Annotated in this window: 25 protein-coding genes; 11 read left to right on the top strand and 14 right to left on the bottom strand. The window is 59.6% G+C overall.

The window, feature by feature from the left end; genetic code table 11:
• Window positions 1-41 precede the first annotated feature (41 nt).
• Window positions 42-764: a TorF family putative porin gene (locus CJU81_RS18040; RefSeq protein WP_095037714.1), complete on the bottom strand. Its 723-nt coding sequence runs from the start codon at window positions 762-764 to the stop codon at window positions 42-44.
• Between the two features lie 194 nt (window positions 765-958).
• Complete coding sequence (locus tag CJU81_RS18035; protein ID WP_003441690.1) at window positions 959-1,138, bottom strand: hypothetical protein; 180 nt, start codon at window positions 1,136-1,138, stop codon at window positions 959-961.
• Window positions 1,139-1,496: 358 nt separating this feature from the next.
• Here CJU81_RS18035 and CJU81_RS18030 point away from each other — a divergent pair, with 358 nt between their 5' ends.
• From CJU81_RS18030 to CJU81_RS18020, 3 genes are all read left to right on the top strand, one after another.
• Window positions 1,497-2,333, top strand: coding sequence for a CvfB family protein (locus CJU81_RS18030; RefSeq protein ID WP_095028788.1), 837 nt, complete (start codon window positions 1,497-1,499; stop codon window positions 2,331-2,333).
• Window positions 2,334-2,355: 22 nt separating this feature from the next.
• Entirely contained in the window at window positions 2,356-2,760 is a 405-nt protein-coding gene (locus CJU81_RS18025; protein WP_095037713.1) for a DUF2177 family protein, read from the top strand.
• A 71-nt stretch (window positions 2,761-2,831) separates the two neighbouring features.
• Window positions 2,832-3,761 carry a DMT family transporter gene (locus CJU81_RS18020; protein ID WP_095037712.1) on the top strand — a complete coding sequence of 310 codons (930 nt, stop codon included), beginning with the start codon at window positions 2,832-2,834 and terminating at the stop codon, window positions 3,759-3,761.
• On the opposite strand, the gene CJU81_RS18015 is transcribed toward CJU81_RS18020, so the two are convergent.
• Window positions 3,709-4,890 (bottom strand): MFS transporter, encoded by a 1,182-nt coding sequence (locus CJU81_RS18015; protein WP_095037711.1) that lies wholly within the window; start codon window positions 4,888-4,890, stop codon window positions 3,709-3,711. The two genes, CJU81_RS18020 and CJU81_RS18015, sit on opposite strands and share 53 nt — an antisense overlap.
• 103 nt (window positions 4,891-4,993) lie before the next feature.
• Between CJU81_RS18015 and ptrR the strand changes: the two genes are divergently transcribed.
• Both ptrR and CJU81_RS24285 read left to right on the top strand, forming a co-directional pair.
• Complete coding sequence (ptrR, locus tag CJU81_RS18010; protein WP_095037710.1) at window positions 4,994-5,896, top strand: putrescine utilization regulator PtrR; 903 nt, start codon at window positions 4,994-4,996, stop codon at window positions 5,894-5,896.
• Window positions 5,897-6,024: 128 nt separating this feature from the next.
• Window positions 6,025-6,150, top strand: a complete 126-nt coding sequence (locus CJU81_RS24285) for a PA1414 family protein (protein ID WP_254924894.1) — start codon at window positions 6,025-6,027, stop codon at window positions 6,148-6,150.
• 118 nt (window positions 6,151-6,268) lie between these two features.
• Here the strand turns inward: CJU81_RS24285 and CJU81_RS18005 are convergent, their stop codons facing one another.
• The 3 genes from CJU81_RS18005 to speB all read right to left on the bottom strand — a co-directional run bounded on the left by CJU81_RS18005 (window position 6,269) and on the right by speB (window position 9,391).
• Window positions 6,269-6,751, bottom strand: coding sequence for a hypothetical protein (locus CJU81_RS18005; protein WP_095037709.1), 483 nt, complete (start codon window positions 6,749-6,751; stop codon window positions 6,269-6,271).
• A 213-nt stretch (window positions 6,752-6,964) separates the two neighbouring features.
• Complete coding sequence (locus CJU81_RS18000) at window positions 6,965-8,344, bottom strand: sodium:solute symporter (RefSeq protein ID WP_095037708.1); 1,380 nt, start codon at window positions 8,342-8,344, stop codon at window positions 6,965-6,967.
• Between the two features lie 96 nt (window positions 8,345-8,440).
• Window positions 8,441-9,391 (bottom strand): agmatinase, encoded by a 951-nt coding sequence (gene speB, locus CJU81_RS17995; protein ID WP_095037707.1) that lies wholly within the window; start codon window positions 9,389-9,391, stop codon window positions 8,441-8,443.
• Window positions 9,392-9,656: 265 nt separating this feature from the next.
• On the opposite strand from speB, the gene CJU81_RS17990 reads away from it, so the two are divergent.
• Together CJU81_RS17990 and CJU81_RS17985 are read left to right on the top strand one after the other, a co-directional pair.
• Complete coding sequence (locus CJU81_RS17990; RefSeq protein ID WP_095037706.1) at window positions 9,657-10,550, top strand: LysR family transcriptional regulator; 894 nt, start codon at window positions 9,657-9,659, stop codon at window positions 10,548-10,550.
• 17 nt (window positions 10,551-10,567) lie between these two features.
• Window positions 10,568-11,173: a tRNA-uridine aminocarboxypropyltransferase gene (locus CJU81_RS17985; RefSeq protein WP_095037705.1), complete on the top strand. Its 606-nt coding sequence runs from the start codon at window positions 10,568-10,570 to the stop codon at window positions 11,171-11,173.
• A gap of 95 nt (window positions 11,174-11,268) precedes the next feature.
• Here the strand turns inward: CJU81_RS17985 and CJU81_RS17980 are convergent, their stop codons facing one another.
• Both CJU81_RS17980 and CJU81_RS17975 read right to left on the bottom strand, forming a co-directional pair.
• Window positions 11,269-11,667: a YbaN family protein gene (locus tag CJU81_RS17980; protein WP_176464871.1), complete on the bottom strand. Its 399-nt coding sequence runs from the start codon at window positions 11,665-11,667 to the stop codon at window positions 11,269-11,271.
• A 7-nt stretch (window positions 11,668-11,674) separates the two neighbouring features.
• Entirely contained in the window at window positions 11,675-12,262 is a 588-nt protein-coding gene (locus CJU81_RS17975) for a UPF0149 family protein (protein ID WP_095002653.1), read from the bottom strand.
• A 269-nt stretch (window positions 12,263-12,531) separates the two neighbouring features.
• On the opposite strand from CJU81_RS17975, the gene recQ reads away from it, so the two are divergent.
• Window positions 12,532-14,661, top strand: coding sequence for a DNA helicase RecQ (gene recQ / locus CJU81_RS17970; protein ID WP_095037704.1), 2,130 nt, complete (start codon window positions 12,532-12,534; stop codon window positions 14,659-14,661).
• A gap of 119 nt (window positions 14,662-14,780) precedes the next feature.
• Window positions 14,781-15,215 (top strand): MarR family transcriptional regulator, encoded by a 435-nt coding sequence (locus CJU81_RS17965; protein WP_095037703.1) that lies wholly within the window; start codon window positions 14,781-14,783, stop codon window positions 15,213-15,215.
• 121 nt (window positions 15,216-15,336) lie between these two features.
• Here the strand turns inward: CJU81_RS17965 and CJU81_RS17960 are convergent, their stop codons facing one another.
• On the bottom strand, window positions 15,337-17,520 hold the full coding sequence (locus tag CJU81_RS17960) for a patatin-like phospholipase family protein (RefSeq protein WP_095037702.1): 2,184 nt from the start codon (window positions 17,518-17,520) through the stop codon (window positions 15,337-15,339).
• A gap of 70 nt (window positions 17,521-17,590) precedes the next feature.
• Here CJU81_RS17960 and CJU81_RS17955 point away from each other — a divergent pair, with 70 nt between their 5' ends.
• Complete coding sequence (locus CJU81_RS17955) at window positions 17,591-17,878, top strand: SelT/SelW/SelH family protein (protein ID WP_095028847.1); 288 nt, start codon at window positions 17,591-17,593, stop codon at window positions 17,876-17,878.
• Here the strand turns inward: CJU81_RS17955 and CJU81_RS17950 are convergent.
• The 3 genes from CJU81_RS17950 to CJU81_RS17940 form a co-directional block, all read right to left on the bottom strand.
• Window positions 17,872-18,765, bottom strand: a complete 894-nt coding sequence (locus tag CJU81_RS17950) for a DMT family transporter (protein WP_095037701.1) — start codon at window positions 18,763-18,765, stop codon at window positions 17,872-17,874. The two genes, CJU81_RS17955 and CJU81_RS17950, sit on opposite strands and share 7 nt — an antisense overlap.
• Before the next feature lie 77 nt (window positions 18,766-18,842).
• Window positions 18,843-19,601, bottom strand: a complete 759-nt coding sequence (locus CJU81_RS17945) for an AraC family transcriptional regulator (protein ID WP_095037700.1) — start codon at window positions 19,599-19,601, stop codon at window positions 18,843-18,845.
• A 34-nt stretch (window positions 19,602-19,635) separates the two neighbouring features.
• Window positions 19,636-21,090: a TrkH family potassium uptake protein gene (locus tag CJU81_RS17940; RefSeq protein ID WP_095028774.1), complete on the bottom strand. Its 1,455-nt coding sequence runs from the start codon at window positions 21,088-21,090 to the stop codon at window positions 19,636-19,638.
• Window positions 21,091-21,209: 119 nt separating this feature from the next.
• Here CJU81_RS17940 and CJU81_RS17935 point away from each other — a divergent pair, with 119 nt between their 5' ends.
• The gene (locus CJU81_RS17935; RefSeq protein ID WP_095037699.1) at window positions 21,210-21,773 is read left to right on the top strand and encodes a nitroreductase family protein; all 564 of its coding nucleotides are present in this window, start codon (window positions 21,210-21,212) and stop codon (window positions 21,771-21,773) included.
• 151 nt (window positions 21,774-21,924) lie between these two features.
• On the opposite strand, the gene CJU81_RS17930 is transcribed toward CJU81_RS17935, so the two are convergent.
• Complete coding sequence (locus tag CJU81_RS17930) at window positions 21,925-23,259, bottom strand: sensor histidine kinase (protein ID WP_095037698.1); 1,335 nt, start codon at window positions 23,257-23,259, stop codon at window positions 21,925-21,927.
• 77 nt (window positions 23,260-23,336) lie between these two features.
• A complete protein-coding gene (locus CJU81_RS17925) occupies window positions 23,337-23,768 on the bottom strand; it encodes a Spy/CpxP family protein refolding chaperone (RefSeq protein ID WP_095002644.1) in 432 nt (143 codons plus the stop codon).
• Between the last annotated feature and the right edge of the window lie 245 nt (window positions 23,769-24,013).

Here is a 24,013-nt window from a genome sequence, read left to right as displayed (position 1 = left end):
TTTTGTTGCCTCAAATTCGATGCGCCGGGGGAGCGGGACGTTCAATAGAACGTCCGCTCGGCTTTAAATGTCAGCAACCCATCACACTGGGTGTTTTGCCCTGAATAGGCGGAACAGTCGGTGCCGTCCAGGCTGGAGTCGCTGTAGATCAGGTTCAGGTCGATGCCCATCCAGGGGCGCGAGAACTTGATCGACCAGTCATTGAATGCACGCACGCTGCCGCCCTCGGCAATCGACACCGGTGTGCCCAATTGGTGGGTGGTGTATTTCATGCTCACGCCGATACCGAACGGCTGGTTGACGCCAAGGTCGGCAAACAGGGTGCTGTCGCGGCGGTTCGGGTCATTGCTGAAAGCAGCGCCAAAGCGCGTGCCCAGCACGGTGAGGCCGGCAAAGATCTGCTGGCTGTCCAGTGAATCGACTTTGGGGTAGCTGTAATGGATGACTCCCAGCTCATAGCTCAGGGTCTGGTCGAAGGGGTGCTTGTAGCCCAGGTACGAATCCACTTCAAGATTGCTGCCTGGCTTGATGCCCATGGTGGGCGCCCATTGGCCGACATACCAGCCACTGTCGTGGGTCAGGTCCAGGCCGCCATGAAAGGTCGAGCCTGCACTTGTGGGTTTGACCAGGCCCTGGGCCATGCTACGGCTGGGCTGGGTGGCCAGCTTGAGGTCGAAGTCGCCCAGTTCGCGGGAGAACACCTGTGCGTCCGCAATGGTGCTGGTCAGCAGCGTGCCGGCCAGCAAAACCGCCCGTGTCAGCATGATCGGCTCCCTATTTGGGCTCAAAGGCTTGATTCAGAGCCTTCGGAGCATACGCAGGAAAATCGGCAATAAAATTCCGTTCGTCGATTTATCGATTCGAGTCAGGGGAGCAGCAGGGGAACAAAGGGGATAAATCGATAGTCCTAGCGCCTTGAAGGGCAAAGCGCATAAGGACCAGATGACGCGAGGGGGTGTTACTTTTTGCCGAGCGTGATTTGCTTGGACGGGCCAAAAGTTTGGCCGCTAACGCCTTTGTTGATTTGCTGAATCTCGCCGCCGGATTTCAGGAATGCTTCGATTTGAGCATTGATGGAATCACTGGTTTCAACAGCGGGAGCTGGCTTTGCTTTGCTGGCGGATGCTTTTACACGCATGGCGGCTATTGACCTGTAGAAAATAACTTGGCCAGCGATAGTACCTGAAATACTTGACAATTGCTTGTTAAATATCTTCGTAAAATAATAGGGCCGCTTTGCAATACGGCTCGGCCAGTTGCATAAAGATCCGCTAACTCGCTGTTTTAATTCATAACAGCGTAGGGTTTTGAAGTGAATTCAGAGGTTCGCAGGTGGGCGATCTACCCCCGGCAGGCTGACGAATGGCACCCTAGGGGTAACGGAAAATCCTGATAAATCAAACCTTTCGCAGATTTTTTGGATACCGGGCTGCGGCGCTCCAATTTGCCCCCCTAAACTCGGGTAGAATGCCGCCTACGTAATGAGGGTATTGGACATGGCTTTAATCGGTCGCTACAACAGTTTGCAAGTGGTTAAACATACAAACTTCGGTTTGTATCTGGACGGCGGGGCCGACGGTGAAATCCTGTTGCCCAATCGTTATATTCCCAAAGATATTCCCAGCGAAGATGAAGACTGGCTCAACGTCTTTGTTTATTTGGACAGTGCTGACAAGTTAATTGCCACCACCGAAAAACCAAAAGTTCAAGTTGGCGAATTCGCCAGCCTGAAAGTGGTTGAAGTTAATAGCATTGGTGTATTCCTCGATTGGGGCTTGCCAAAAGATTTGCTGTTGCCGTATTCCGAAGAAAAACGTCAGATGACTGCCGGCGAGTATGTCGTGGTGCACGTCTACCTGGACAAGCACACGCGTCGCATCACCGCGACTGCCCGTCTGGACCGCTACCTGGACAAAACCCCGGCCAATTACCAGGTCGGCCAGGAAGTTGATCTGTTGGTGGCCGAGGCCACGGACATGGGCTTTAAAGCCGTGATCAACAACAAGCATTGGGGCTTGATCCACAAGAATGAAATCTTCAAGTTCATGCGTGCGGGCAAGCAGGAAAAAGGCTACATCAAGGAAATCCGTGCTGACGGCAAGATCAGCCTCAGCCTGCAACCGGTCGGTCAGGAAGCTGCCAGCAGCCTGAACTCCAAGATCCTCAGCAAGTTGCGCGACAACAACGGTGTGCTCGCGGTCAGCGACAAAAGTGCCCCTGAAGTCATCAGCAATCATTTTGGCGTGAGCAAGGGCAACTTCAAAAAAGCCATTGGCGCGCTGTACAAGGAAGGCAAGATTGCGATCCACGCGGACCGCATCGAACTGATCTGATCCAACACGAGGGGCTGGCGACATGAGCAAGGCAGTGTGGGCGTATATCGGTGCGTTACTGGCTTTTCTGGTGCTCGACGGCCTGTGGCTTGGCGTGCTCATGAGTTCTACTTACAAAGAACTGCTGGGTACGCTGATGCTGGCTCAACCCAAGTGGGGGCCTGCCATCGTGTTTTATCTGTTGTACGTGCTGGGCGTGGTGTTTTTTGTAGTGTTGCCGGCACTGGCCCGTGGCAGTGCGCGCAGAGCGGCATTGAGCGGCGCGTTCTTCGGGCTGGTGGCCTACGGCACCTATGACATGACCAACTGGGCGACCCTGCAAGGCTGGTCGGCCCAGTTGGCGTTGATGGACATGGCGTGGGGCGGGTTATTGACCTGCCTTGCCGCGCTGTCAGGCTACTGGACGGCACGCAAGCGGGCGTCCTGACTCTTTCTGCAACACGTCAATCTCTGTGCTGTTCCTGACCGTTTCTGGCATGGCTTTTTTTCGGGTGAACTATGAGTGTTTCGCGGCGAGCAACGGATGCTTTCGCTCTGCAAGTCATGTTGGGGCTGTGCCTGATCTGGGGTGTACAACAGGTCATCATCAAGCTTGCGGCGCCAGATATTGCACCCGTTATGCAGGCCGCCATGCGCTCCGGCATTTCAGCTCTGTTGGTTGGGTTGCTGATCTGCTGGAAGGGTGGCTGGAGCCAGGTGCCTGCCACCTGGCGTGGCGGTTTGTTGGCGGGTAGCCTGTTCGGCCTGGAGTTTTTCTTTATCTCCGAAGGCCTGCAATTGACGAGCGCGGCGCATATGTCGGTATTTCTCTATACCGCACCCATTTTTACCGCGCTGGGGATTAACTGGCTGTTGCCCAGCGAGCGCTTGCGGCCTTTGCAATGGCTGGGGATATTGCTCGCGTTTGCCGGGATCGCTTTCTCATTCGCGGGCGGCATGTCATTTGCCGATATGGATCGCAACGTGCTGCTGGGCGATGCCTACGCCATTCTGGCCGGTATGGCCTGGGGCGCGACCACGGTGGTGGTGCGCGGCTCGCGGTTGTCAGAAGCACCGGTGACCCTGACCCTGTTCTATCAATTGATTGTCGGTTTTGTCGGCCTGCTGTTGATAGCCGCTTTCAGCGGCCAGATCGGCCACGTCAGCCTGACCACCGTGGCGGTCGCCAGCGTGCTGTTTCAGGGGCTGGTGGTGTCGTTTTTCAGTTATCTGGTGTGGTTCTGGCTGCTCAAGCGCTATATGGCTTCCAACCTGGCGGTGTTCTCGTTCATGACCCCGCTCTTCGGGGTGACCTTTGGCGTGCTGGTGCTGCATGAGCCGCTGAGCATCAACTTTGTGGTGGGCGCGGTGCTGGTGCTGTGCGGCATTACCTTTGTCAGCGCCGAGCAGTGGGTGCGGCGCAAAGTTCGCGCTCTGCTGGGGAACTGACCGACTGCCACGCCAGTACCCCGGCCAGCAGCAGCCCGCTGGCCGCGATGATCAATGCCGGTTGCAAGCCGCCGCTGAAATGGCTGCTCAATGCTGCCAGCAATGGGCCGCAGAGCTGGCCCACGGCGAAGCAGGCGGTCAGCAAGGCTGCGTTGCGCGCTGTAGCGTGGGGCGCGAGGTCCCGTGAGCGCTGCATGACCAGCGGCATGCAGGCCAGAAACGGCGTGCCGCACAGGATCACCCCCAGAGCCAGCCCGGTACCGCCGGGCAGCAGGCAGGCCAGTACACCAAGCGCTTGAATCCACAACCCGCCCATCAGCCAGAAGCCTGTGGTGGTGGGCCGGGGGCGGCGAAAGCTGATCAATACCACGCCCGTCGCCGCGCACAGCCCGAATGCAGGCCAGAAAAGGTCCGCTTGCCACTGACCGTGGAAGCGTGCGCTGGCCATCTGTGACAAAAACGTCGCCGGGATGATGTAGCCCAGGCCATACAGGCCATAAATCGCTCCCAGGCGGGCAATACCGGGTTGGCGGCCTTCGGCCTGGTTCCCTGCGGGCCGGGTGGCTGGCGGGGCAGGTTGCGGCAGGGCAGGCAGAATCACCAGCAGCATCAGCAGTGCCGCCACAGCATAGATCATCCACAGTGTGGCGGAACCCTGCCCGCTGATATTGGCTGCCAGGGCCAGTAGCCCGGTCAGCATCACCCCTGCTCCGGGGCCAGCAAACACCAGGGCGCCCAGACGTGGGCGATTGGCCGTAATGGCTATGTGCTGACTGAGTGCGGTAATCATCACCATCACCCAGGCACTGGCGATACCCGCACCAAAGCGCAGCAGCAGGTGCGGCCAGAACCCGTAGGCCCAATACGAAATCAGGGTCAGTACAACGCACAGCCACAGGCCGGTGTGCAAGCGGGCGCGCACCTGCTCGGGGCGTCTGGCGCGCATGGCGTCCAGTGCGCCTAGTAGATAACCCAGATAGTTGGCGGCGGCGATCAGGCCGGCACCCGTCAGGTCGATCTGGCCTTCGCTGATCAAGTGCGGCAGTTGCGGGGTCAGGGAGAAACGACCTATGCCCATTGCCATCATGAGCGCGATAAAGCTGGCGAGAATGCGGATCAGGGGCGACATGTTGCGGATTCCTGAGGGAGAACAATGACCGTCAGGCTAGAGTGAATTGACTTTCCTTAAAAATGAATAATAGTGAGCTACTTGTTCTGTTTTGGAGAATGTTGTGGAGTTCAGTCAGTTGCGTATTTTTCAGGCCGTGGCCGAAGAGGGTTCGATTACCCGTGCGGCTGAACGTTTGCATCGCGTGCCCTCCAACTTGTCGACCCGCCTGAAACAGCTGGAAGAGCAGATGGGAGTTGAGTTGTTTATGCGCGAGCGCCAGCGCTTGCAGCTATCTCCGGCAGGGCAGGTGCTGCTGGACTACACCGCACGTCTATTCGCCCTGCATGATGAAGCGCTGGGCGCAGTGCAAGGCGGGGTACCTGCGGGCAAGTTCACGCTGGGGACGATGTACAGCACAGCGGCGATTCATTTGCCGAGTCTGTTGGCTCGCTATCACCGCGCTTATCCGGCAGTGAATCTGCATGTGCAATCGGCCCCCAGTGGGGAACTGCTCGAAGGCCTGTTGACCGGGCGCCTGGACGCTGCGCTGGTGGATGGCCCGCTGGAGCTGGCCGGACTGGATGGCGTGGAGTTCTGCGAAGAGCGTCTGGTGCTGATCAGTGATCTGGATCATCCACCGATAACCCGCGCCAGGGATGTTCAGGGTCGTGAAGTGTTCACCTTTCGTCAGGGCTGTTCATACCGGGCGCGGCTGGAAGCCTGGTACGCCAGTGATCGGGCGGCTATGGGGCGGGTGATGGAGATCGAGTCCTATCAAGGGATGCTGGCGTGTGTGGTGGCCGGTTCGGGGGTCGCGTTGATGCCTGCGTCGATGTTGGCCAGTTTGCCGGGGCGAGAAAATGTAAGCGTACACCCCTTGAAACAACCTTTTGCCAGTGCCACAACATGGTTGATGTGGCGAAAAGGCATGACGGGGGCAAACCTGAATGCCTGGATAGAGCTGCAACAGGCCCATTCGCCGCACATTTCTGAATTATCGCTGCAACTTCCAGTGCCGGCCTGAATCATACAGGTGCAGGGCTTAGCCTAAAGTTCATTGACCTTAAGCAAGCATCTTGTAGGAGTTAGGACTATTATCTGTACGAAGCGACCACTGAATTCCCGTCGCCAGAGTGACCCCAAGGGGGATATATGAAAGACAAACTGCAAACCTGGCTCCATGACCTTGGTGTGGCTCTCGGCCTGATCGAGCCGCCAATGCAACCCGTGCCGATTCCCGTCGAGGATCCGCGCCGCCGTCCGCAACGCCGCCGCTAAGGGCGCGTCAGTACTGCTGGCAGGTTGATTGCCTTGTGCTTGCGGTTCGCCCGGCACAGGGCCAAGGGCTGCAAGTATGCAAAGGGCAGTGTGAGCTGCCCCCTCCCTTCAGGGCTTTTCAGCCCATGGTAAAGCGCACGCTGTAATCCAGCGGCGCTTCGTCTGTTTTGGCTGTGACCCGCGCTTCACATTTCACATCATCCATACCCGTTGAGGTTGCACTGGCTGAACGCGTGGCTTCGAGCGTTGGCCTGAATACGCCGAATGACTGGGTAACCCGCAGCACTGTAGTAAAGGTGCACTCCCGATTGCCATTGGCATATGAAATGACTTCGCGCAGTGTCGCAGGGGTTTTGCGTGGGTAACCGAAGTTGGTTTTATAGTTCGCTTCATATGAGTGTTTGCTATACGCATCCACATCAAAGAACCCCGGCTCGGCCAGTGCCAGGTTCCAGTTCGAACGGTTGAGTTTGAGTGGTCCCGAGGTGTTGTTGACGATTTCGAATGTCAGTGTGGTGACATCTGCGTGAGCGTTTACGCCGGTTAGCGTCGCGGTGACGGCCGCAATGGCGGTGATCAGGTACTTGCTGAAGAGGGTCATGATGTTAAGTCCATTTAATCAGTCACGGATTGCATGAAGTTGTGCGGCAACATCCCGTGTCGCCGCTTTTCAAGCGTAGTTGGGCTGATTCATGGGCTGGCAGCGACAAGGCGCTGTATCGGCGGGGTATTGGTGTTCGCTATCGTAGGAAAATGGATCGGAAGAAAAAGCGGGCACGACCTGCGACGTCGTACCCGCTGAAGACAACCTTTGTCAGGCGACGCTGGCTACCGCAACCGGGCGTCGGTCGAGCAGGCTGACCACAACAAAGCTGACCAGTGCCACACCCAGGCTGTAGTAGATCGGCGTGTTGGCATCCAGGCCGTCCTTGATCATAAATGCCAGTGCAGTGACAAACCCCAGGCTCATGCTGGTTATGGCGCCCGCAGTGGTGGCGCGTTTCCAGAAAATCGCCCCGATCAATGGCACCAGCATGCCCCCCACCAGCAGGTTATAGGCCAGGGTCAGGGCGCTGATTACATCAGACACCACCAGTGCGATGCCCAGTACGGCAATGCCCGTCAGCAGGGTAAACAGGCGGTTGATCCGCAGGCTCGACTGCTTGCCGCCGCGCAGCCTTGGCAGCAGGTCTTCGGTCAGTACGGTGGAGGCTGCCAGCAAGCCGGCACTGGCGGTGGACATCATGGCTGCCAGCGCTGCGGCAATCACCAGCCCGCGAATACCATCTGGCAACGACACTTTGACGATGGCGGCAAAGGCGTTGTTGACGTTGTCCAGGTCAGGAATCAGCACATGGGCGGCCATGCCGATCAATGCACAGGTCAGACCGTAGAGGATGCAGTAGAACCCGGCGAAGGTGCCGGCATACTTGGCCACTTTGGCGGTTTTAGCGGTGAACACCCGTTGCCAGATGTCCTGGCCGATGAGGATGCCGAAGAAGTAGATCATGAAGTAGGTAATGATCGTGTCCCAGCCAATGCTGGTGAAACTGAAGTTCGAGGCCGGCAATTTGCTCACCAGTTCGTCCCAGCCACCTACGCGGTACAGGCAGATGGGCAGCAACACGAACATCAGGCCGACGGTCTTGATCACGAACTGCACGATATCGGTCAGGGTCAGCGACCACATGCCGCCTACGGTGGAGTAGATCACTACCACGCCGCCGCCGACCAGTACCGAGATCCAGAACGGCAGGCCGAACAGCACTTCCAGAACGGTGCCGATGGCCAGGATCGAGGTCACGCCGATCATCAGCGCGTAGGCCAACATGATCACCGCACTGGCCTGGCGGGCCATCGGGTTGTAGCGCTTTTCCAGCACCTGAGTGACGGTGAAAATTTTCAGCTTGAGTAGCGGCTTGGCCAAAAACAGGTTTAGCGCGATGATTCCGCAACCCAGTGCGGCACACAGCCAGAAGCCGGAAATCCCGTGCACATAGCCCAGGCGGACGGTGCCCACGGTGGATGCGCCGCCCAGTACGGTGGCGGCCATTGTGCCCATGTACAACGTGGGGCCCAGGTTGCGCCCGGCAACCAGATAGTCTTCGTGGGTTTTGGCCTTGCGCATGCCGTAGTAACCGAGCACCAGCATTGCCGCTGCGTAGATAAGGACGACCAGTAGATCTAGAGCCATGATGGCGAATCTCCGATTATTTTTTTTATGGATGCAGCTAAAGCACGGTGGCTTGGTGCCATAAGCACAAGGCTTGCTGGCACCGCAGAGATGTCCTTATCGGTGTACAACACCGGGCAGCACGCACAGCATTTCGTACAGCAGGTTCGCGCCCAGCAACGAGGTGTTGCCGGTGGTGTCGTACGGCGGCGAGACTTCTACCAGATCGCAGCCGACCAGGTCGAGACCCTGGCAGCCGCGGATCACTTCCATGGCCTGGATGGTGGTCAGGCCGCCGATTTCCGGGGTGCCGGTGCCCGGCGCCCAGGCCGGGTCGATGCCGTCGATATCAAAGCTCAGGTACACCGGGCCGTTACCGACTTTCTCGCGCACTTCGGCCATCAAGGGCGTCAGGGATTTATGCCAGCACTCTTCGGCCTGCACCACTCGAAACCCCTGCTTGCGGCTCCAGTTGAAGTCTTCGGCGGTGTAACCCTGGGCGCGCAGACCGATCTGCACCACGCGATCACAGTCCAGCAGGCCTTCTTCGACGGCACGGCGGAAGGTGGTGCCGTGGGCGATTTTCTCACCGAACATATGATCGTTTACATCGGCATGGGCATCGATATGCACCAGGCCGACCTTGCCGTGCTTTTTGTGGATGGCCCGCAGGATCGGCAGGGTGATGGTGTGATCACCGCCCAGAGTCATGGGGATCACGTTGTGTTCGAGGATTTCATCGTAGGCCTCTTCGATGATGCGCACGGCGTCCAGCAGGTTGAAGGTGTTGATCGCCACATCGCCGATATCGGCAACCGACAGTGAATCAAAGGGCGCGGCGCCGGTGGCCATGTTGTAAGGGCGGATCATCACCGATTCGGCGCGAATCTCGCGGGGCCCGAAACGGGTGCCGGCCCGCAGCGAGGTGCCGATGTCCAGGGGTACGCCGACAAAAGCGGCGTCCAGGCCAGCGGCCGATTGCAGGTGCGGCAGGCGCATCATGGTGGCGATGCCGGCGAAGCGCGGCATTTCATTACCGCCCAGTGGTTGATGAAGAATTTTGTCCACGGGTAAGGCCTCGTCGTTTGTTGTGGTTATGGCGCTCGATTCTGCGAAAGGTGCGAGGCGGGAAGAATCGCTGCGGGCAAATACTTAGTTCAGGTTTTTCTAAACTAATGGGCGGGCTAGAGATAGACTGTGCCCCCAGGCCCTCACCCTGGCCATGGACCGTGCGGGAACTTGAAATCTGCGCAGATCAGCTCCCTCTCCCTCCGGGAGAGGGTTGGGGTGAGGGCTCGCGCCACCATCGACCGACCAGAAACTCGGAACCCTCATGGCCAACGCTTTACCCGACCTGAAACTATTGCGAATCTTTGCCAGTGTGGTCAGACACCAGGGGTTCGCCAATGCCCAGCAGGCGCTTAACCTCTCGACCTCGGCCATCAGCACCTATATGAGCCAGCTCGAAGCCAATCTGGGGTTGGTGCTGTGCCATCGCGGTCGTGGCGGATTCAGCCTGACCAGCAAGGGTGAGTTGTTCCATCAGGAAACCTTGCGCCTGTTGGGCGAACTGGAGGGTTTCGAACAATACGCGGCGGCGCTCAAGGGTGAGCTGCGCGGTACCCTGAACCTGGGCGTGATCGACTCGACGGTCAACGACAAGGCTTTGCCCTTTGCCGAGGCCATTGGTGCCTATAGCCAGGAGCACCCGGCGGTGCACCTGCATTTATCGGTGATGAGCCCGTATGAACTGCAGCTCGGGGTGCAGGACAACCGCCTGGACCTGGCCATCGGTGCGTTTTCCACGCGTATGAGCGGGCTGGTCTATCAGCCGTTGTACCGCGAGCAGCACTGGCTGTATTGCAGCAGCCGCCATCCGTTGTTTAGCGAGCGGCGCATCCCCGGGCCGGTGATTACCCAGCAACGCATGGTCGGGCGCGGTTACTGGAGCCAGGCCGAGCTGGCGCGCCACGGCTTCAAGCACAGCGCGGCGACGGTGGACAGCATGGAGGCACAACTGATTCTGGTGCTATCGGGTGCCTATATCGGTTACTTGCCCGAGCACTATGCCGAGCCCTGGGTGGAGAAGGGCGACCTGCGCGTGCTGCTGCCCGCGACCTTTGGTTATCAGGCGCCGTTCTCGATGATCGTGCGCCGTGGTCGCAGCCGCGAACCCTTGATCCAGACTTTTCGCGACCTGCTCAAAGCACAGCTTCATAAACCTTGAACGAGCCTGTTTACTCTATGTCCCGAGCCCAATGCTCGCGCTGCATGCGCCCGCAAACCCACTGCCTGTGCGAACTTATCCCGCAACTTGCAAGCCATACCCGCGTGTTGCTGTTGCAGCACCCCAGTGAGGTCAATCACGCACTGAACACCGCTCGTCTTGCAGCCCTGGGGCTGACCAATGCCCAATTGGTGGTGGGCGAGGTGTTCGAAGATTTGGCGACCTTGCTCAACCCGCCGGGGTATCGGGCGCGGTTGCTGTTTCCCGGTGACGATGCGCAATTGATCGAGGCTGACACTGTTGGCGATCAACAGCTGCCGTTGCTGTTGGTGGTGCCGGACGGTACCTGGCGCAAGGCGCGCAAGTTGCTGCACCTTAATCCGTTGCTGGCGCAATTGCCGCGGGTGACGTTGCCCGAGGGGGCAGTGTCACGTTACCGGTTGCGCAAGGCGCCGGGGCCGGGAGCCCTGTCTACTTTGGAAGCGATTGTGCAGGCGCTGGAAATTCTGGAGCCTGCGACTTCGTTCACGGCGCTGCTGCGCCCGTTCGAGGCGTTGATCGAAGGGCAGATCGAAGCGATGGGCGCCGATACCTATCTGAAAAATCACGGGGACAAGTCGTAATCTGTGGGAGCGGGCTTGCTCGTGATGCAGTCGGCGGGGTATGTCAGGGAAACCGAGTTGATGCGATCGCGAGCGAGCCCGCTCCCACAAGGGGTTCAGGGTTTTTCGAGGGTTTTTTGCCGCAGGATGTAAATGCTCACCAGCACGGCACTGGTCAGCATAAAGCCCCTGGCCCACGGCAAAGGCACCAGGTAACAGGACACGCCAATGCTCAGCCACATCAGGCCAATGGCGTAGACCTTGCCCTTGAGCGGAATGCCATTACCGTCCAGATAGTCGCGTATCCACGGCCCGAGCTGCGGGTGCTCGACCAGCCATTGATAAAAACGCGGCGAACTGCGCGCAAAGCATGCGCCAGCCAATAGCAGAAAGGGGGTTGTAGGCAGTACCGGCAGGAATATGCCGACCACCCCCAGCGCTACGCTCAGCCAGCCGATGGCAAACAGTGCGTAGCGCAGCAACCGCGGGCGGTTGCCGAGAGAGGGCGGAACCACTAAAGGATCAGTGGTGGCGCGGCTTGAGGATCGCAGGCTTCTCGTCCGGTGCCTGGCACAGCAGGTACAGGGCAGTCAGCGCTTCCGGGATCTGAACGATCATGTCGTCCATCAGGTTGGCATCTTTAGCGATGTCTTCGAACTCAGGCTGATCATCAAACAGACCCGAACCCACCATGATTGGCAGGAGCATTTCGCTGACTTCTTCTTCTGCGGTTTCGAACCAGGCAGCTTCGCGCATGAATACGCCTTCCATAAAGCCTACACACCAGCCGCGCAGGTCGGAATCATCCGGCTCGTCACCCAGGTCCAGGTCGCATGGCAGTTCGAACTCTTCATCGGACGCCAGTTGACGGGCGATGTGAGCCTTGAGCTGGATCAGCGTGCCTTCGATTTCGGCACGTTGTGCGTCATCCTTGTAATGCGGAGCTTCAGAGAAGATCGCGTCGATCCACTCGCGCTCAGGCACTTCCTCGGAGCAGATGGACAGGGCCGTCAGATAACCGTGGGTGGCCACGTAGTCCAGCGCCTCGTCATGCAGCTCGTCGGCGTCGAGGAAGGCTTGCAGGCGGGTTAGTTGCTCAGCGAAGGACATTAAGTGTTACCTAGTAAATAAACGATAGTGAATTCTAGGCTTTCTTGAGCTTCCAAGCCAGTCGCAGGGCACATTTGCCATCAGTTCCCGGTTATCGGTGTTGCAATTACACCCCCCGCAGCAGGGGAGTGCTCGGGTATACTGCCGCGTTTTGTGATGCCCTGCGTTAATTGTAGCGTACCGGTGGCCTGTGCCCGAGCCTGTGAAAGGCTTGCGGGCGCGGCGGATCGCGCTGGCGCAGGGGTGTTTCGGCGATTTCTGGAGTTTCTATGCTCGAACAGGCTCAACGCGTACTCAAAGACATCTTCGGCTACGACAGTTTCCGTGGCCGCCAGGGTGACATTATTGAGCGCGTGGCCAGTGGTGGCGACGCCCTGGTGCTGATGCCCACCGGCGGCGGCAAGTCCCTGTGCTTCCAGGTGCCGGCATTGCTGCGCGATGGCCTGGCCGTAGTGGTGTCACCGCTGATTGCCTTGATGGACGATCAGGTTGCGACCCTTGAAGAGCTCGGGGTTGCCGCAGCGGCGTTGAACTCGACCCTCAGCGCCGAGCAGCAGCGTGATCTGGCCAACCGCATCAAGCGCGGTGAGGTCAAAATGCTCTATCTGGCCCCCGAGCGTCTGGTGCAGCCGCGCATGATGGCGTTTTTGCAGAGCCTGGATATCGCCCTGTTTGCCATCGACGAAGCTCACTGCGTATCGCAATGGGGCCACGACTTCCGCCCGGAATACCTGCAACTGGGCCAGTTGGCCGAAGTGTTTCCCAATGTGCCGCGTATCGCCCTGACGGCCACGGCTGACAAGCGCACCCGCGAAGAAATCGTTACGCGCCTGCATTTGCAGAACGCCGAGCGCTTTTTGTCGAGCTTCGACCGTCCCAATATCTTTTATCGCATCGTGCCCAAAGAGCAGCCACGCAAGCAGTTGCTGGCGTTCTTGTCGGAGCGGCGCAGCGACGCAGGCATCGTGTATTGCCTGTCGCGTAAAAAAGTCGATGAAGTGGCGCAGTTCCTTTGCGACCAGGGCTTCCCGGCCTTGCCGTATCACGCCGGTTTGCCAAGCGACACCCGGGCCGCCAACCAGAAGCGCTTCCTCAACGAGGAAGGCCTGATCATGGTGGCCACCATCGCCTTCGGCATGGGCATCGACAAGTCCAACGTGCGCTTCGTTGCGCATCTGGATTTGCCCAAATCCCTTGAGGCGTATTACCAGGAAACCGGCCGCGCAGGCCGTGACGGTCTGCCGGCGGACGCCTGGATGGCCTACGGCCTGCAAGATGTGGTGATGCTCAAGCAAATGCTGCAAAACTCCGAAGGCGATGAGCGACACAAGCGTCTGGAGCACCACAAGCTCGACGCCATGCTGTCGCTGTGCGAAGAAACTCGCTGCCGCCGTCAGACGCTTCTCGCTTACTTCGATGAAGAAATGCCGCAACCTTGCGGGCATTGCGACAACTGCGTGGACGGCGTGCAGACCTGGGACGCCACCGAACCGGCCCGCCAGGCGCTGTCAGCCATTTATCGTACGGGGCAGCGTTATGGCACCGGGCACTTGATCGACGTGTTGCTGGGCCGCGAAAACGAAAAGGTCCGCAGCTTTGGCCATCAACATCTGTCCGTTTTTGGTGTGGGTAAAGCTCGCGCCGAAGGTGAGTGGCGCACGCTGTTCCGCCAACTGGTGGCCCGTGGTCTGGCTGACATCGATATCGAAGGCTACGGCGGCCTGCGCCTGAGCGACAGCTGCCGGCCGTTGTTGCGCGGCGAAGTGACGCTGGAACTGCGCCGCGAGCTCAAGCCGCAGACCTCGGTGAAGAGCAGCTCCGCAAGCCCGGCCAGCCAATTGGTGCGCGGCGAAGAGCGCGAACAGTGGGAAGCCCTGCGTGCCCTGCGGCGCAAACTGGCCGAAGAGCACGGTGTGCCGCCATATGTCATCTTCCCCGATTCCACCTTGCTCGAAATGCTGCGCAGCCAACCCACCTCGATGTCCGAGATGGCCAAGGTCAGCGGTGTCGGCGCGCGCAAGCTGGAGCGTTACGGCGAAGCCTTCCTCGAAGTGCTGGGCGGGCAGGGCGAAACCCCGAAAGTGGTGGCCGATATCCGTCACGAGCTGATCAGTCTGGCCCGTGCCGGCATGACCCCGCTGCAGATCAGCGGGCAATTGCAATGCTCGGAAAAGAACGTCTACACCATGCTTGCCGAAGCCATAGGTCGCCAGGAACTGTCGCTGGAGCAGGCGCTGGACTTGCCTGAAGAGCTGATGGAAGAAGTGCAGGACGCTTTCCTGGATGGTGAAGGCGAGCTGCCGAGCGTGGCCAGCATCGCTGAACAGTTCAAGGGCCGGGTGCCTGAAGGTGTGCTGTATTGCGTACGCGCGGCGTTGCAGTCGGAGTTTGAAATCTAGCCAGGTCGGGGATTATGTAACGATTGATTGACTTATAGGCCTTGCCTATGAGCAAGCGGCATGCTTAGCTGACTAATAATTGGTTGCACTCTATTTTCAGTCTAAACATTGAGTTTTTTATGCCGTTAACCGATCAACACCGTTTTGGTATGCAACTGGCCCAAATGTCGCGTGGCTGGCGTGCCGAGCTGGATCGTCGTCTTGCGGGTCTGGGGTTGTCCCAGGCGCGCTGGCTGGTGCTGTTGCATCTGGCCCGTTTTGACGAAGCGCCCACACAGCGCGAACTGGCGCAAAGCGTTGGCGTTGAAGGTCCGACCCTGGCCCGTCTGCTTGACAGCCTTGAGGCTCAGGGACTGGTGCAGCGTCATTCGGTGGTCGAAGACCGGCGCGCCAAAAAGATCGTGCTGAGTGATTCCGCCCGCCCCCTGATTGAACAGATTGAAGCCATCGCCACTGCGTTGCGCCAGGAGCTGTTTGTAGGCATTGACGAAGAAGAAGCGCGTATTTGCCTGCGGGTGCACAAGCTTATTCTGGATAACCTCGAAAAGAACTGATCTCACACATCCCTGTTGTGGGAGCGAGCCTGCTCGCGATGGCATCACTGCGGCCTGTCTAAAAGACCACGCTGCCAGCATCGCGAGCAGGCTCGCTCCCACAGTAGTCTGTTTTTAGCCGTCAGAACGTCTGGCCCAGGTTCAGGTACAGCGCCTTCTGGTCATCATCGTTGAAGCCGTAACTGAAGTTCAGCGGGCCTAGCGGGGTGTCAAAGCCGATAAAAATGCTCGCCGCATTGATATAGCCGCTGTCGAATTCGTTGTCGTTGTTCCACGCCCGCCCTCGTTCCAGCGAGGCGCCGGCATACAGCGGGAAGTCAAATGGCAGGTACGAGCGCGGGGTCAGTCGGCGGTAGTACACGGCGCGCATCAGGCTGATGTTCTGCCCCGAAATCGCGTCTTCCCGGAACCCCGACAACTGCCGTGCGCCGCCCAGCAGGAAGCTCGATGTCACCACATTGGCCGTGTCCAGCGTGCGCCCGTAGCGTCCGCCCAGAATCCAGGTGTCGGGGCCCGAACTCAGGGCCTTGTCCAGTTTGAATTCCCATTGACGATAGCGCTCGTCCGAGCCCAGCCCTGGTTCGAACTGACGCACGCTCAGGGCGATGTCCTCGCCCGAATGGGGGAAGTACACATTATCCAGTGAGTCGAACGAGTATTTGATGTCGTAGAAGCCTTCATTGAAGCTGGTGCTTGGCAGATTCTGATCGCCAATTCTTACATTGGCCTCACCCCAGGCCTCACCAACGCCTACACGAATCTCACCACTGTTACCGATTTGACGACCAAAATTGAGGCCAAAACCGTAACGTTCCAGGCGGTACTCCGCAATCGGATCGTTATCGAGAATGGCTTCCACGTTTTGTGAACGGGCATTGATATAGGGCGCGACGAAGTAGCGCGAGCCGGCATCCAGTGGCTGGTAAAACTCGCTGTACAGCTCTTGCTTGTCGCCCAGTTGCACCCGCGTCAACCACTCGGCGCCCAGTTGGTTGATGCCGTTGATGCGATAACTGGCGCCGATGTTGAATGCGCTGTCGCCGCGCATGTCGTCCGACAGGTTCAGCCCCAGGCGCAGGTAGTCGGTACCACTGCGCTTGCCCCGGGCGCTGATCACCAGCGTGCGCTCCTTGCCTTTGTGTGCCACGCGGTATTGCACCTGGTCGAAGTAATCCAGGCCGTACAGGGTGCCCATGTCCCGTTGCAGGCGGCCCAGATCCAGGGGCTCGCCGATAGGTTGGCGAATGTAGTAGCGGATCACCGAATCGCCGATTTTGGAGTCGTTTTCGATCTTGATCGCGGTAATCACCGGGGTTCGTTCTTCGGCGGTGCGGGCTTCGGCCAACTGCACATCCGTAGGCTGGCGCAGGACGGCCAGGCGTTTTTCAAGCACTTGGGTGGCCCGGTAGCCGGCATTGATGATGTCGAGTGAGCGGCCAAAATCGGCCGCGCCATAACTGGCCAGGGCGGGCTGGATCAAGATATCGTCAGGCTTTAACGACGCCAGTTGCACCTCGGAGTTGCTGCGGGTCATCAGGGTGATTGACTGGTTGAGGATGTCGAACACGGTATTGAGTTGCTTGCGCCCGCGCAGCGGCGTGCCGATGTCCACCACGATGACGATGTCCACGCCCATTTCGCGGGCCACATCTACCGGAATGTTGTCGACCATACCGCCATCGACCAACAGTTGGCCGTTGATCTCGACCGGGGCGAATACCGCCGGGATCGACATGCTGGCGCGGATCACCTGGGGCAGGTGGCCCTTGCGAAACACCACTTTTTCGCCGTTGACGATATCGGTGGCCACGGCGCGGAACGGGATTGGCAGTTTGTCGAAGTCGCGGATATCGCTGCTGTGGGCCAGCAGGCTTTCGAGCAACAATGCCAGGTTCTGGCCCTGAATAACGCCCAATGGCAGGCCCAGGCTGCCATCGTCGCGGAAACTGAGTTGTTGCTTGACCAGAAAGTCGCGGTCATCCTGCTTGCGCCGGAACGGTACGTCTTCACGCTCCGGCGCGTCGGACAAGGCCTCTTGCCAGTCGATGCCCAGCGCGAGTTTTTCCAGCTCATCGATCTTGTAGCCGGAGGCATACAGGCCGCCAATCACCGCACCCATGCTGGTGCCTGCAATGGCATCGATATGGATGCCCTGTTCTTCCAGGGCCTTGAGTACGCCCACATGGGCCAGGCCACGGGCCGCACCGCCGGACAGCACCAGGCCGACTTTGGGTTTGGCGGCTTCGGCGGCAAACAGCATCAGGGGGCAAAGACACAGGAACAAACAACTGAGCAGGCGGCGCATCATGAATCTCTGGGCAAGCGAGAAAGGCGGCTATTATAGCGGCGCCTTCCTTTCAAGAGCCTTTGAAATCATGTCGTCCAGCAAACCAGAAATTGTCATCACTTATTGCACTCAATGCCAGTGGCTGCTGCGCGCCGCCTGGCTGGCCCAGGAGCTGCTCAGTACTTTTGCCGAAGACCTGGGTCGGGTCGCGCTGGAGCCGGGTACCGGCGGGGTGTTTCGCATCACCTGTAACGGTGTGCAGATCTGGGAGCGCAAGGCTGATGGCGGTTTTCCCGAGGCCAAGGTGCTCAAGCAGCGGGTTCGCGACCAGATCGACCCGCAGCGTGATCTGGGGCACAACGACCGGGTTCAGTGAGCGGCGGCGTCCAGTGTCGTCTTGCGCGGTGTCGGGCCGCTGGCCATGCGGCTCGACACCACAATGGCGACAATGATCAGTACACCGCCCAGCAACATGCGCAGCGACGGCGTTTCGTGAAACAGCAGCCAGGCCAGGGTGATGCCGTAGACCGGCTCCAGGGCAAACACCACCGCAGCCGTGCGCGCCTTGATCACGGCCAGGCTGGCGACAAACAGGCTGTGCGCCACGCCGGTGCAAAATACCCCGAGCAGGCCGATCCACAGCCAGTCCAGCGGGCGCACCGAGACAAGCCCAGGTGCGGCAAACGGCAGCAGGCACAATGCGACCACGGTGTTTTGCCACATGGCCGCCTGCACCGCAGGCACCCGGCCCGAGTTGGCGCGGTTGTTCAGCGACAGCAGCGAAAACAGCAACCCGGAAGCAACTGACCACAACAGCCCTTCGGTGGCCTGGCTGGCCAGATCAAAGCTTGGGGTGACCAGGATCAGTCCGACACTGACCAGAACCACCAGGACGATTTCGTTGAGGCGAATGCGCTCGCGAAAAATCAGCCCCTCTAGAATGACCGTGAACGCCGGAAAGCTGGCAAAACCCAGGGTTGCGATCGCGACCCCGGCGATTTTTACCGAGACAAAAAAACTCACCCAGTGCCCGGCCAGCAGCAAGCCGCTCATCAGCAGGTTGCGGGCGTCGCGCAGGGTCAAGCGGTACCAGCTGCTGCGTTTGGCCAGCCCCGCGAAGCACAGCAGTGCCAGTACCGCGAAGGCGGCACGGCCAAACACGATGATTGAGGCCGAAGCGGCTGCGAGCTTGCCGAACACTCCGGTCAGGCCAAACATTAAAGCGCCAATATGCAGGGCGCCCAAAGCGGTACGCGGAGTCATTGCAATCCTTGAGTCAATACGGGCAAGGGATGCAGTCTACGGGGCTTGAGTCGGGGTTGTCTGTCGAGAGGCTGGCGTCAATTGTCGCCAGGCTCGCGGCGCAATACCGACGGTGAGGCGCCGAATTCGCGCAACATGGCTGCGGCAAATGCGCTTTGCGAACTGTAGCCAACGCGGCTGGCGATTTCGCCGATGGGCAGACGGCTGTTGCGCAACAGCCTCAGGGCACTGCGCAAACGCCGTTGGCGGATGTAGTCCATCGGTGTTTGCGCACACTCACTGATAAACCGGCTGTGCAGGCGGGCGCAGGACAAACCAGCAATTTGCGCCAGATCCGCAACCTGCAAAGGGTAGGCAGCGTTGCGATCGATATGGGTATCCATCGCGGCATAAGGCAGGCGCCGGGGTTGAGTGCGTTCCGGGCTTATGTTGTTCAGGCTGGCCAGCAGCAGAATCGCACCCTGGCGGGCAATCAGCGGGTCACTCACCGGGCTGGTCGCCAGCCAGTTCACCAATTGCTGCTGTTTCGGATCAAGGGGCACGTGCCCGGCGCTGTCCAGCAGTCGGCGGCTGGCATCGGCATGCTCGCCCAAGGACTGCCCCAGCCAGTTGTCACCGGGCACATCCAGCACCAGGCAGTGGCTGCCTTGCGGGCTGCCGCAGGTGTGGTGCGCGCCTGCGGGCACAACCATCAACTGTTGCTGGCGCAGCAGGCTGGGCCGGCCCTCGACTTCGAAATCGAGCTTGCCCGACAGGCTGATCACCACTTGCGCATGCTCATGGCTATGGGCAATCAGGTCGTGGCGGTAATGGCGCAGTGACAGAATTTGCTCCATGAGGCTCCCGCAGTTGATTAGAGGTGTGCCTGGATCAGTGGCGCCAGAATGCCGGAATGCACAGTACGAACACGGTAATGATCTCCAGGCGCCCAAGCAACATACCCAATGACAAAATCCACTTGGCCGCATCCGGCAGGCTGGCGAAGTTGCCGGACGGCCCGATGGTCTCGCCCAGGCCCGGCCCAACGCCGGACACCGTACTGGCAGCGCCGGTGAGGGCGGTCATCCAGTCCAGCCCCAGCAGCGACAGGGCCAGCGCGATCACGCAGATGGTGATGGCGAAGAAGAACGAAAAGGTCAGGATTGAACGTACGATTTCTTCATCAAGGCGGTGGCCGTTGTACTTCTGCTTGATCACCGCTCGCGGGTGGATCAGTTGATTAAGGTTGGCCTTGAGCAGGATATAGGCAACCTGAAAGCGGAAAATCTTGATCCCGCCTGCAGTCGAGCCCGAGCAGCCGCCGATAAAGCCCAGATAGAAGAACAGCATCAGCGAGAAGTTGCCCCACAAGCTGTAGTCACCCAGGGCAAAGCCCGTGGTCGTGACCACTGAGGTCACGTTGAGCGCGACATGGCGAAAGGCGTCCCACCACGGCATGTTGGTGGTCCACCACAGCCAGATGCTGAGCACGAACCAGGTGACGACCAGCAACCCGAGCAATCCTTGCACCTGCTGATCCTTGATCAGGGCTTTGCGATGGCCGCGCAGGGTGGCTACATACAGGGTGAATGGCAGGCTGCCCATGATCATCACGGCAATGGCGACCCAGTGCACCGCCGGTTGCGACCACTTGGCCAGCGACTGGTCGGAGGTCGAGAAACCGCCAGTGGAAATGGCTGACATGGCATGGTTGATCGCATCAAACACGCTCATGCCCGCCCACCAGAATGCCAGGCTGCCCAGAATGGTGATGCCGACGTAAGTGGCGACAATCAGGCGGGCCACCATGTGCGAGCGCGGCATGACTTTTTCGGAGCGGTCGGAAGACTCGGTCTGGAACAGGCGCATGCCACCGATGCGCAGCAAGGGCAAAATCGCCACCGCCATACCGATAAAGCCGATGCCGCCTAGCCAGTGCAGCATCGAGCGCCACATCAGAATGCCGGGGGACATGGTGTCCAGGCCGCTCAGCACGGTGGAGCCGGTGGCGGTAATGCCGGACATGCTTTCGAAAAACGAATCGGTGTAGCTGATGTGCTGGGTCAGCAAGAACGGCAGGGCTGCGAAGATGCACACCACCACCCAGCTGGACACGGTCAGCAGATACATGTCCCGGGGGCGCAGGTGTACCTGCTCGGGGCGGCCCGGGATGACCAGCGCCAGGCCGGCGATAAAGGTAATCAGGCTGGCCCACAAAAAGGACGGCAGGTCGCCCAGGTGGTCGTAAATCACCAGGGTCAGCATGGGCACGGCCATGCTGATCGCGAGCGTAATCAGGAAGATGCCGATAATAAAACCGATGATGCGTAAGGTCGGCAACGCCATGAAGTCAGCTCGGGGATGAAAGAGGGGCGCCATTCTACCTGTGGTCCGGGTTATGTAAACCGCCAGGTCTTCGGGAGATACCGTTAGAATAGCCGCACATTTTCTTCAGGAGGTGGCCAATGGAGGCTCTCGACGCTTTGCTCAACCGTGTTTCTGCCCCGCGCCTGCTCGATCCGGCGCCAACGGCTGAGCAACGTGAAGTACTTTTCGCCGCCGCCTTGCGTGCGCCGGACCACGGCCAACTGCGCCCTTATCGGTTTTTGACGGTCGAAGGCGAAGCGCGTAACCAACTGGGCGAAATCCTCGCCGAGGCCGTGCAGGCCCAGGGCGGCGATGTGACCCAGGCAGCCCTGGACAAGGCCCGCGCCATGCCTTTGCGTGCCCCTTTGGTGGTGGTAGTGATTGCCCGTTTGCAGGACCACTTCAAGGTGCCGAAGGCTGAGCAGCTGATTACCGCAGGTTGCGCGGCCCATGCCATTGAACTGGCGGCTTATGCCCAGGGCATTGGTGCGGTATGGCGCACAGGTGAGCTGTCGTATGCGCCGCATGTGGCCAAGGGTTTGGGGCTGGGTGAGGGTGAAGAGGTCGTGGCGTTTTTGTACCTGGGCACGGCGCAGAACGAATTGCGGGTCGCACCCAAGGTTGATAGCGCCGAGTTTGTGCAGGCGTGGCCGGTTAACTGAGTACGTCTGTAGCCGCCGATCGCAGCCTCGCTTCGCTCCTCAGCGGCCATAAGGTCTGAAGGAAACATCGACTGTGGGAGCGAGCCTGCTCGCGAAGGTTGTTCGCGAGCAGGCTCGCTCCCACAGGGAGGGGTGACCGGCAAAAGAGTATCTACAGCGCTCCATTGGGCTCCAGCGGCAACTCCAGGGTGGCAACAAATCCGCCATCCGGGTGGTTGCCCAGCACCAGCCGGCCGCCATGGCGCTCTGCCGCCCGGCGGGCAATGGCCAACCCCAGCCCATGCCCGGCCGCTGTTTGGCCCGGTGCGCGGAAAAACGGCTCCCCCAGTTGCGCCAGGTACTCTTCAGCGACCCCGGGGCCGTGGTCGCGAACCTTGATGGTGATGTGTTCGCCTTCGCGCACCGCGCTCAGCTCGATCGGTTCACCCGCCGGGTTGAAGCGCTGCGCGTTGCGCAACAGGTTGTCCACGGCGCGCTCGATCATCGTCGGCCAGCCATTGAGGCTCAGCCCCGGTTCATCTTGCAAGACTACAGGCTGTTCGGGGGCTGCCAGCGAGGCGTCTTTTTGCACGGTGTTGAGCAGCGCATTGAGATTGACCTGTTCAGCGCTGGCCTGATCAGCATCGACCCGGGCCAGGGCCAGGATCTCGCTGATCAGCGATTCCAGCCGGTCACACTCACGGGTCAGGCGTGGCCACAATTTTTCACGCTCTTCAGGTCCGGCGCGTTCAGCCAGGGCCAGGGCGATCTTGAGGCGGGCGAGGGGCGAGCGCAGCTCGTGGGACACATCGCGCAGTAACTGGCGCTGGCTGCCGATCAAGCTTTGCAGGCGTGCGCCCATGCGGTTGAAGTCGGTGGCCAGCACGCCAAATTCATCACGCCGCGACGCCAGCCGCGCCAGGCTGTTTTGTTGATAAGTGGTTTGACCCAGATCATGCACCGCGACCCGCAGGCGCTTGAGCGGACGGGTAATCGAGAGTGTCACCAGCAAGCTGAACAGCGTCAGCACCACCAGCGCAATCCCCAGTGCACTCAGCGGCCAGATCAGGCTCTGGCGGTGCCAGGCCTCCAGCTCGGGGTTAGGGATGCGGTAGATCAGCAAATAGGTTTCGGCGGTTTTCGGGCTGGTGTATTCGACCGTCAGGCGGCGCCAGGGCAGGTCCTGCTGGCCGGGTTGCTGGCGGGCCTCCCAGGCGGCGGCGCGGCGCGGGAAGGTGCCGCGTACCAGCGGGTCGCCACTTTCGTTGAGCACTTGCACGTCGATGTGATAACGGCGCTTGCGCCGTTCAAGGAAATCCTGCGCCGCATCGGCGCCCTGGGTTTCGTAGCGTTCGGTCCACTGCTGCGCCAGATTGGCGATGCCGGGATGACGGCTGAGAATCCATGCGTCCTGATTGAGCATGTGCCCCAGCAGGATCGACAGCCCTGCGACCAAGGCTATGGCCAGCCAGAAGCTGGCCAGAATGCGCCAAAACAGTGATCGCACGGTAATTCCTCGCTGGTAATGAAGAGAAACGAGCCAAGCCCAACGGCGTTAACCGTTGGGCTTGGCGGGTGCGCAGATTATTGCGCTTTTGGCGCTTGCTGTGCTTTCCAGTCTTTGAACTCTTTCATCTCGGCCTGACGCTCGGCGCGTTTCTTTTGCATTTCGTCGAAGCGTTTTTGCTGATCAGGTTTGAGCAAGGCACGGATATCGCTCTGGGTTTTGTCGTGCTTGGCCTTCATCTCGTCTTTCAGCGCTTTCTGATCGGCTGCTGGCAGTTTTTCCAGGTATTTCTCGACCAGTTGCTTGCGATCATGCATTTGCTCGCCCATCAGCTTGCCGATCTGCTGGCGCTGCTCGCGGGTGAGGTCCAGCTGGCTATAAGGGGCGTCGCCGCGACCGTGGTGCTCGCCGCCGTGACGAGGGCCCATCTGGCCGTCACCACCAGGCATGGCCATTGCGACGGTTGGCAGTGCTGCAGCAAACATCAAAGCAATAAGAGTCTTACGCATGGTGTGTCTCCTTTGAATTTGGATTCCGGTAATTCCGGATGCGCCCAGTTTAGGGAGATCAAGGTCAATCGCTGTCAATCGTGGGTAAAGGTTTGGTAAAGACGGTTTTGCCCGGGATTTACATAGGGTGTCTGGCCTGGCCCTTACCCCAACCCTCCCCCTATGGGGGAGGGCCAGGGTGGGTAGAAACCGGGTACATCGTTTACGTTTAAGACCGGGTACATCGTTTACAGGTATTAATCATG

The organism is Pseudomonas fragi, from assembly GCF_002269505.1.
GTDB classification, from domain to species: Bacteria; Pseudomonadota; Gammaproteobacteria; order Pseudomonadales; family Pseudomonadaceae; genus Aquipseudomonas; species Aquipseudomonas fragi_D.
This window is presented reverse-complemented; position numbering and strand designations above follow the sequence as displayed.

Excerpts from the sequence above, each read along its gene's own strand:
- CJU81_RS18040 (WP_095037714.1), bottom strand. The coding sequence starts at position 764 with ATGCTGACACGGGCGGTTTTGCTGGCCGGCACGCTGCTGACCAGCACC.
- CJU81_RS18035 (WP_003441690.1), bottom strand. The coding sequence starts at position 1,138 with ATGCGTGTAAAAGCATCCGCCAGCAAAGCAAAGCCAGCTCCCGCTGTT.
- CJU81_RS18030 (WP_095028788.1), top strand. The coding sequence starts at position 1,497 with ATGGCTTTAATCGGTCGCTACAACAGTTTGCAAGTGGTTAAACATACA.
- CJU81_RS18025 (WP_095037713.1), top strand. The coding sequence starts at position 2,356 with ATGAGCAAGGCAGTGTGGGCGTATATCGGTGCGTTACTGGCTTTTCTG.
- CJU81_RS18020 (WP_095037712.1), top strand. The coding sequence starts at position 2,832 with ATGAGTGTTTCGCGGCGAGCAACGGATGCTTTCGCTCTGCAAGTCATG.
- CJU81_RS18015 (WP_095037711.1), bottom strand. The coding sequence starts at position 4,890 with ATGTCGCCCCTGATCCGCATTCTCGCCAGCTTTATCGCGCTCATGATG.
- CJU81_RS24285 (WP_254924894.1), top strand. The coding sequence starts at position 6,025 with ATGAAAGACAAACTGCAAACCTGGCTCCATGACCTTGGTGTGGCTCTC.
- CJU81_RS18005 (WP_095037709.1), bottom strand. The coding sequence starts at position 6,751 with ATGACCCTCTTCAGCAAGTACCTGATCACCGCCATTGCGGCCGTCACC.
- CJU81_RS18000 (WP_095037708.1), bottom strand. The coding sequence starts at position 8,344 with ATGGCTCTAGATCTACTGGTCGTCCTTATCTACGCAGCGGCAATGCTG.
- CJU81_RS17990 (WP_095037706.1), top strand. The coding sequence starts at position 9,657 with ATGGCCAACGCTTTACCCGACCTGAAACTATTGCGAATCTTTGCCAGT.
- CJU81_RS17985 (WP_095037705.1), top strand. The coding sequence starts at position 10,568 with ATGTCCCGAGCCCAATGCTCGCGCTGCATGCGCCCGCAAACCCACTGC.
- CJU81_RS17975 (WP_095002653.1), bottom strand. The coding sequence starts at position 12,262 with ATGTCCTTCGCTGAGCAACTAACCCGCCTGCAAGCCTTCCTCGACGCC.
- recQ (WP_095037704.1), top strand. The coding sequence starts at position 12,532 with ATGCTCGAACAGGCTCAACGCGTACTCAAAGACATCTTCGGCTACGAC.
- CJU81_RS17965 (WP_095037703.1), top strand. The coding sequence starts at position 14,781 with ATGCCGTTAACCGATCAACACCGTTTTGGTATGCAACTGGCCCAAATG.
- CJU81_RS17960 (WP_095037702.1), bottom strand. The coding sequence starts at position 17,520 with ATGCGCCGCCTGCTCAGTTGTTTGTTCCTGTGTCTTTGCCCCCTGATG.
- CJU81_RS17955 (WP_095028847.1), top strand. The coding sequence starts at position 17,591 with ATGTCGTCCAGCAAACCAGAAATTGTCATCACTTATTGCACTCAATGC.
- CJU81_RS17950 (WP_095037701.1), bottom strand. The coding sequence starts at position 18,765 with ATGACTCCGCGTACCGCTTTGGGCGCCCTGCATATTGGCGCTTTAATG.
- CJU81_RS17945 (WP_095037700.1), bottom strand. The coding sequence starts at position 19,601 with ATGGAGCAAATTCTGTCACTGCGCCATTACCGCCACGACCTGATTGCC.
- CJU81_RS17940 (WP_095028774.1), bottom strand. The coding sequence starts at position 21,090 with ATGGCGTTGCCGACCTTACGCATCATCGGTTTTATTATCGGCATCTTC.
- CJU81_RS17935 (WP_095037699.1), top strand. The coding sequence starts at position 21,210 with ATGGAGGCTCTCGACGCTTTGCTCAACCGTGTTTCTGCCCCGCGCCTG.
- CJU81_RS17925 (WP_095002644.1), bottom strand. The coding sequence starts at position 23,768 with ATGCGTAAGACTCTTATTGCTTTGATGTTTGCTGCAGCACTGCCAACC.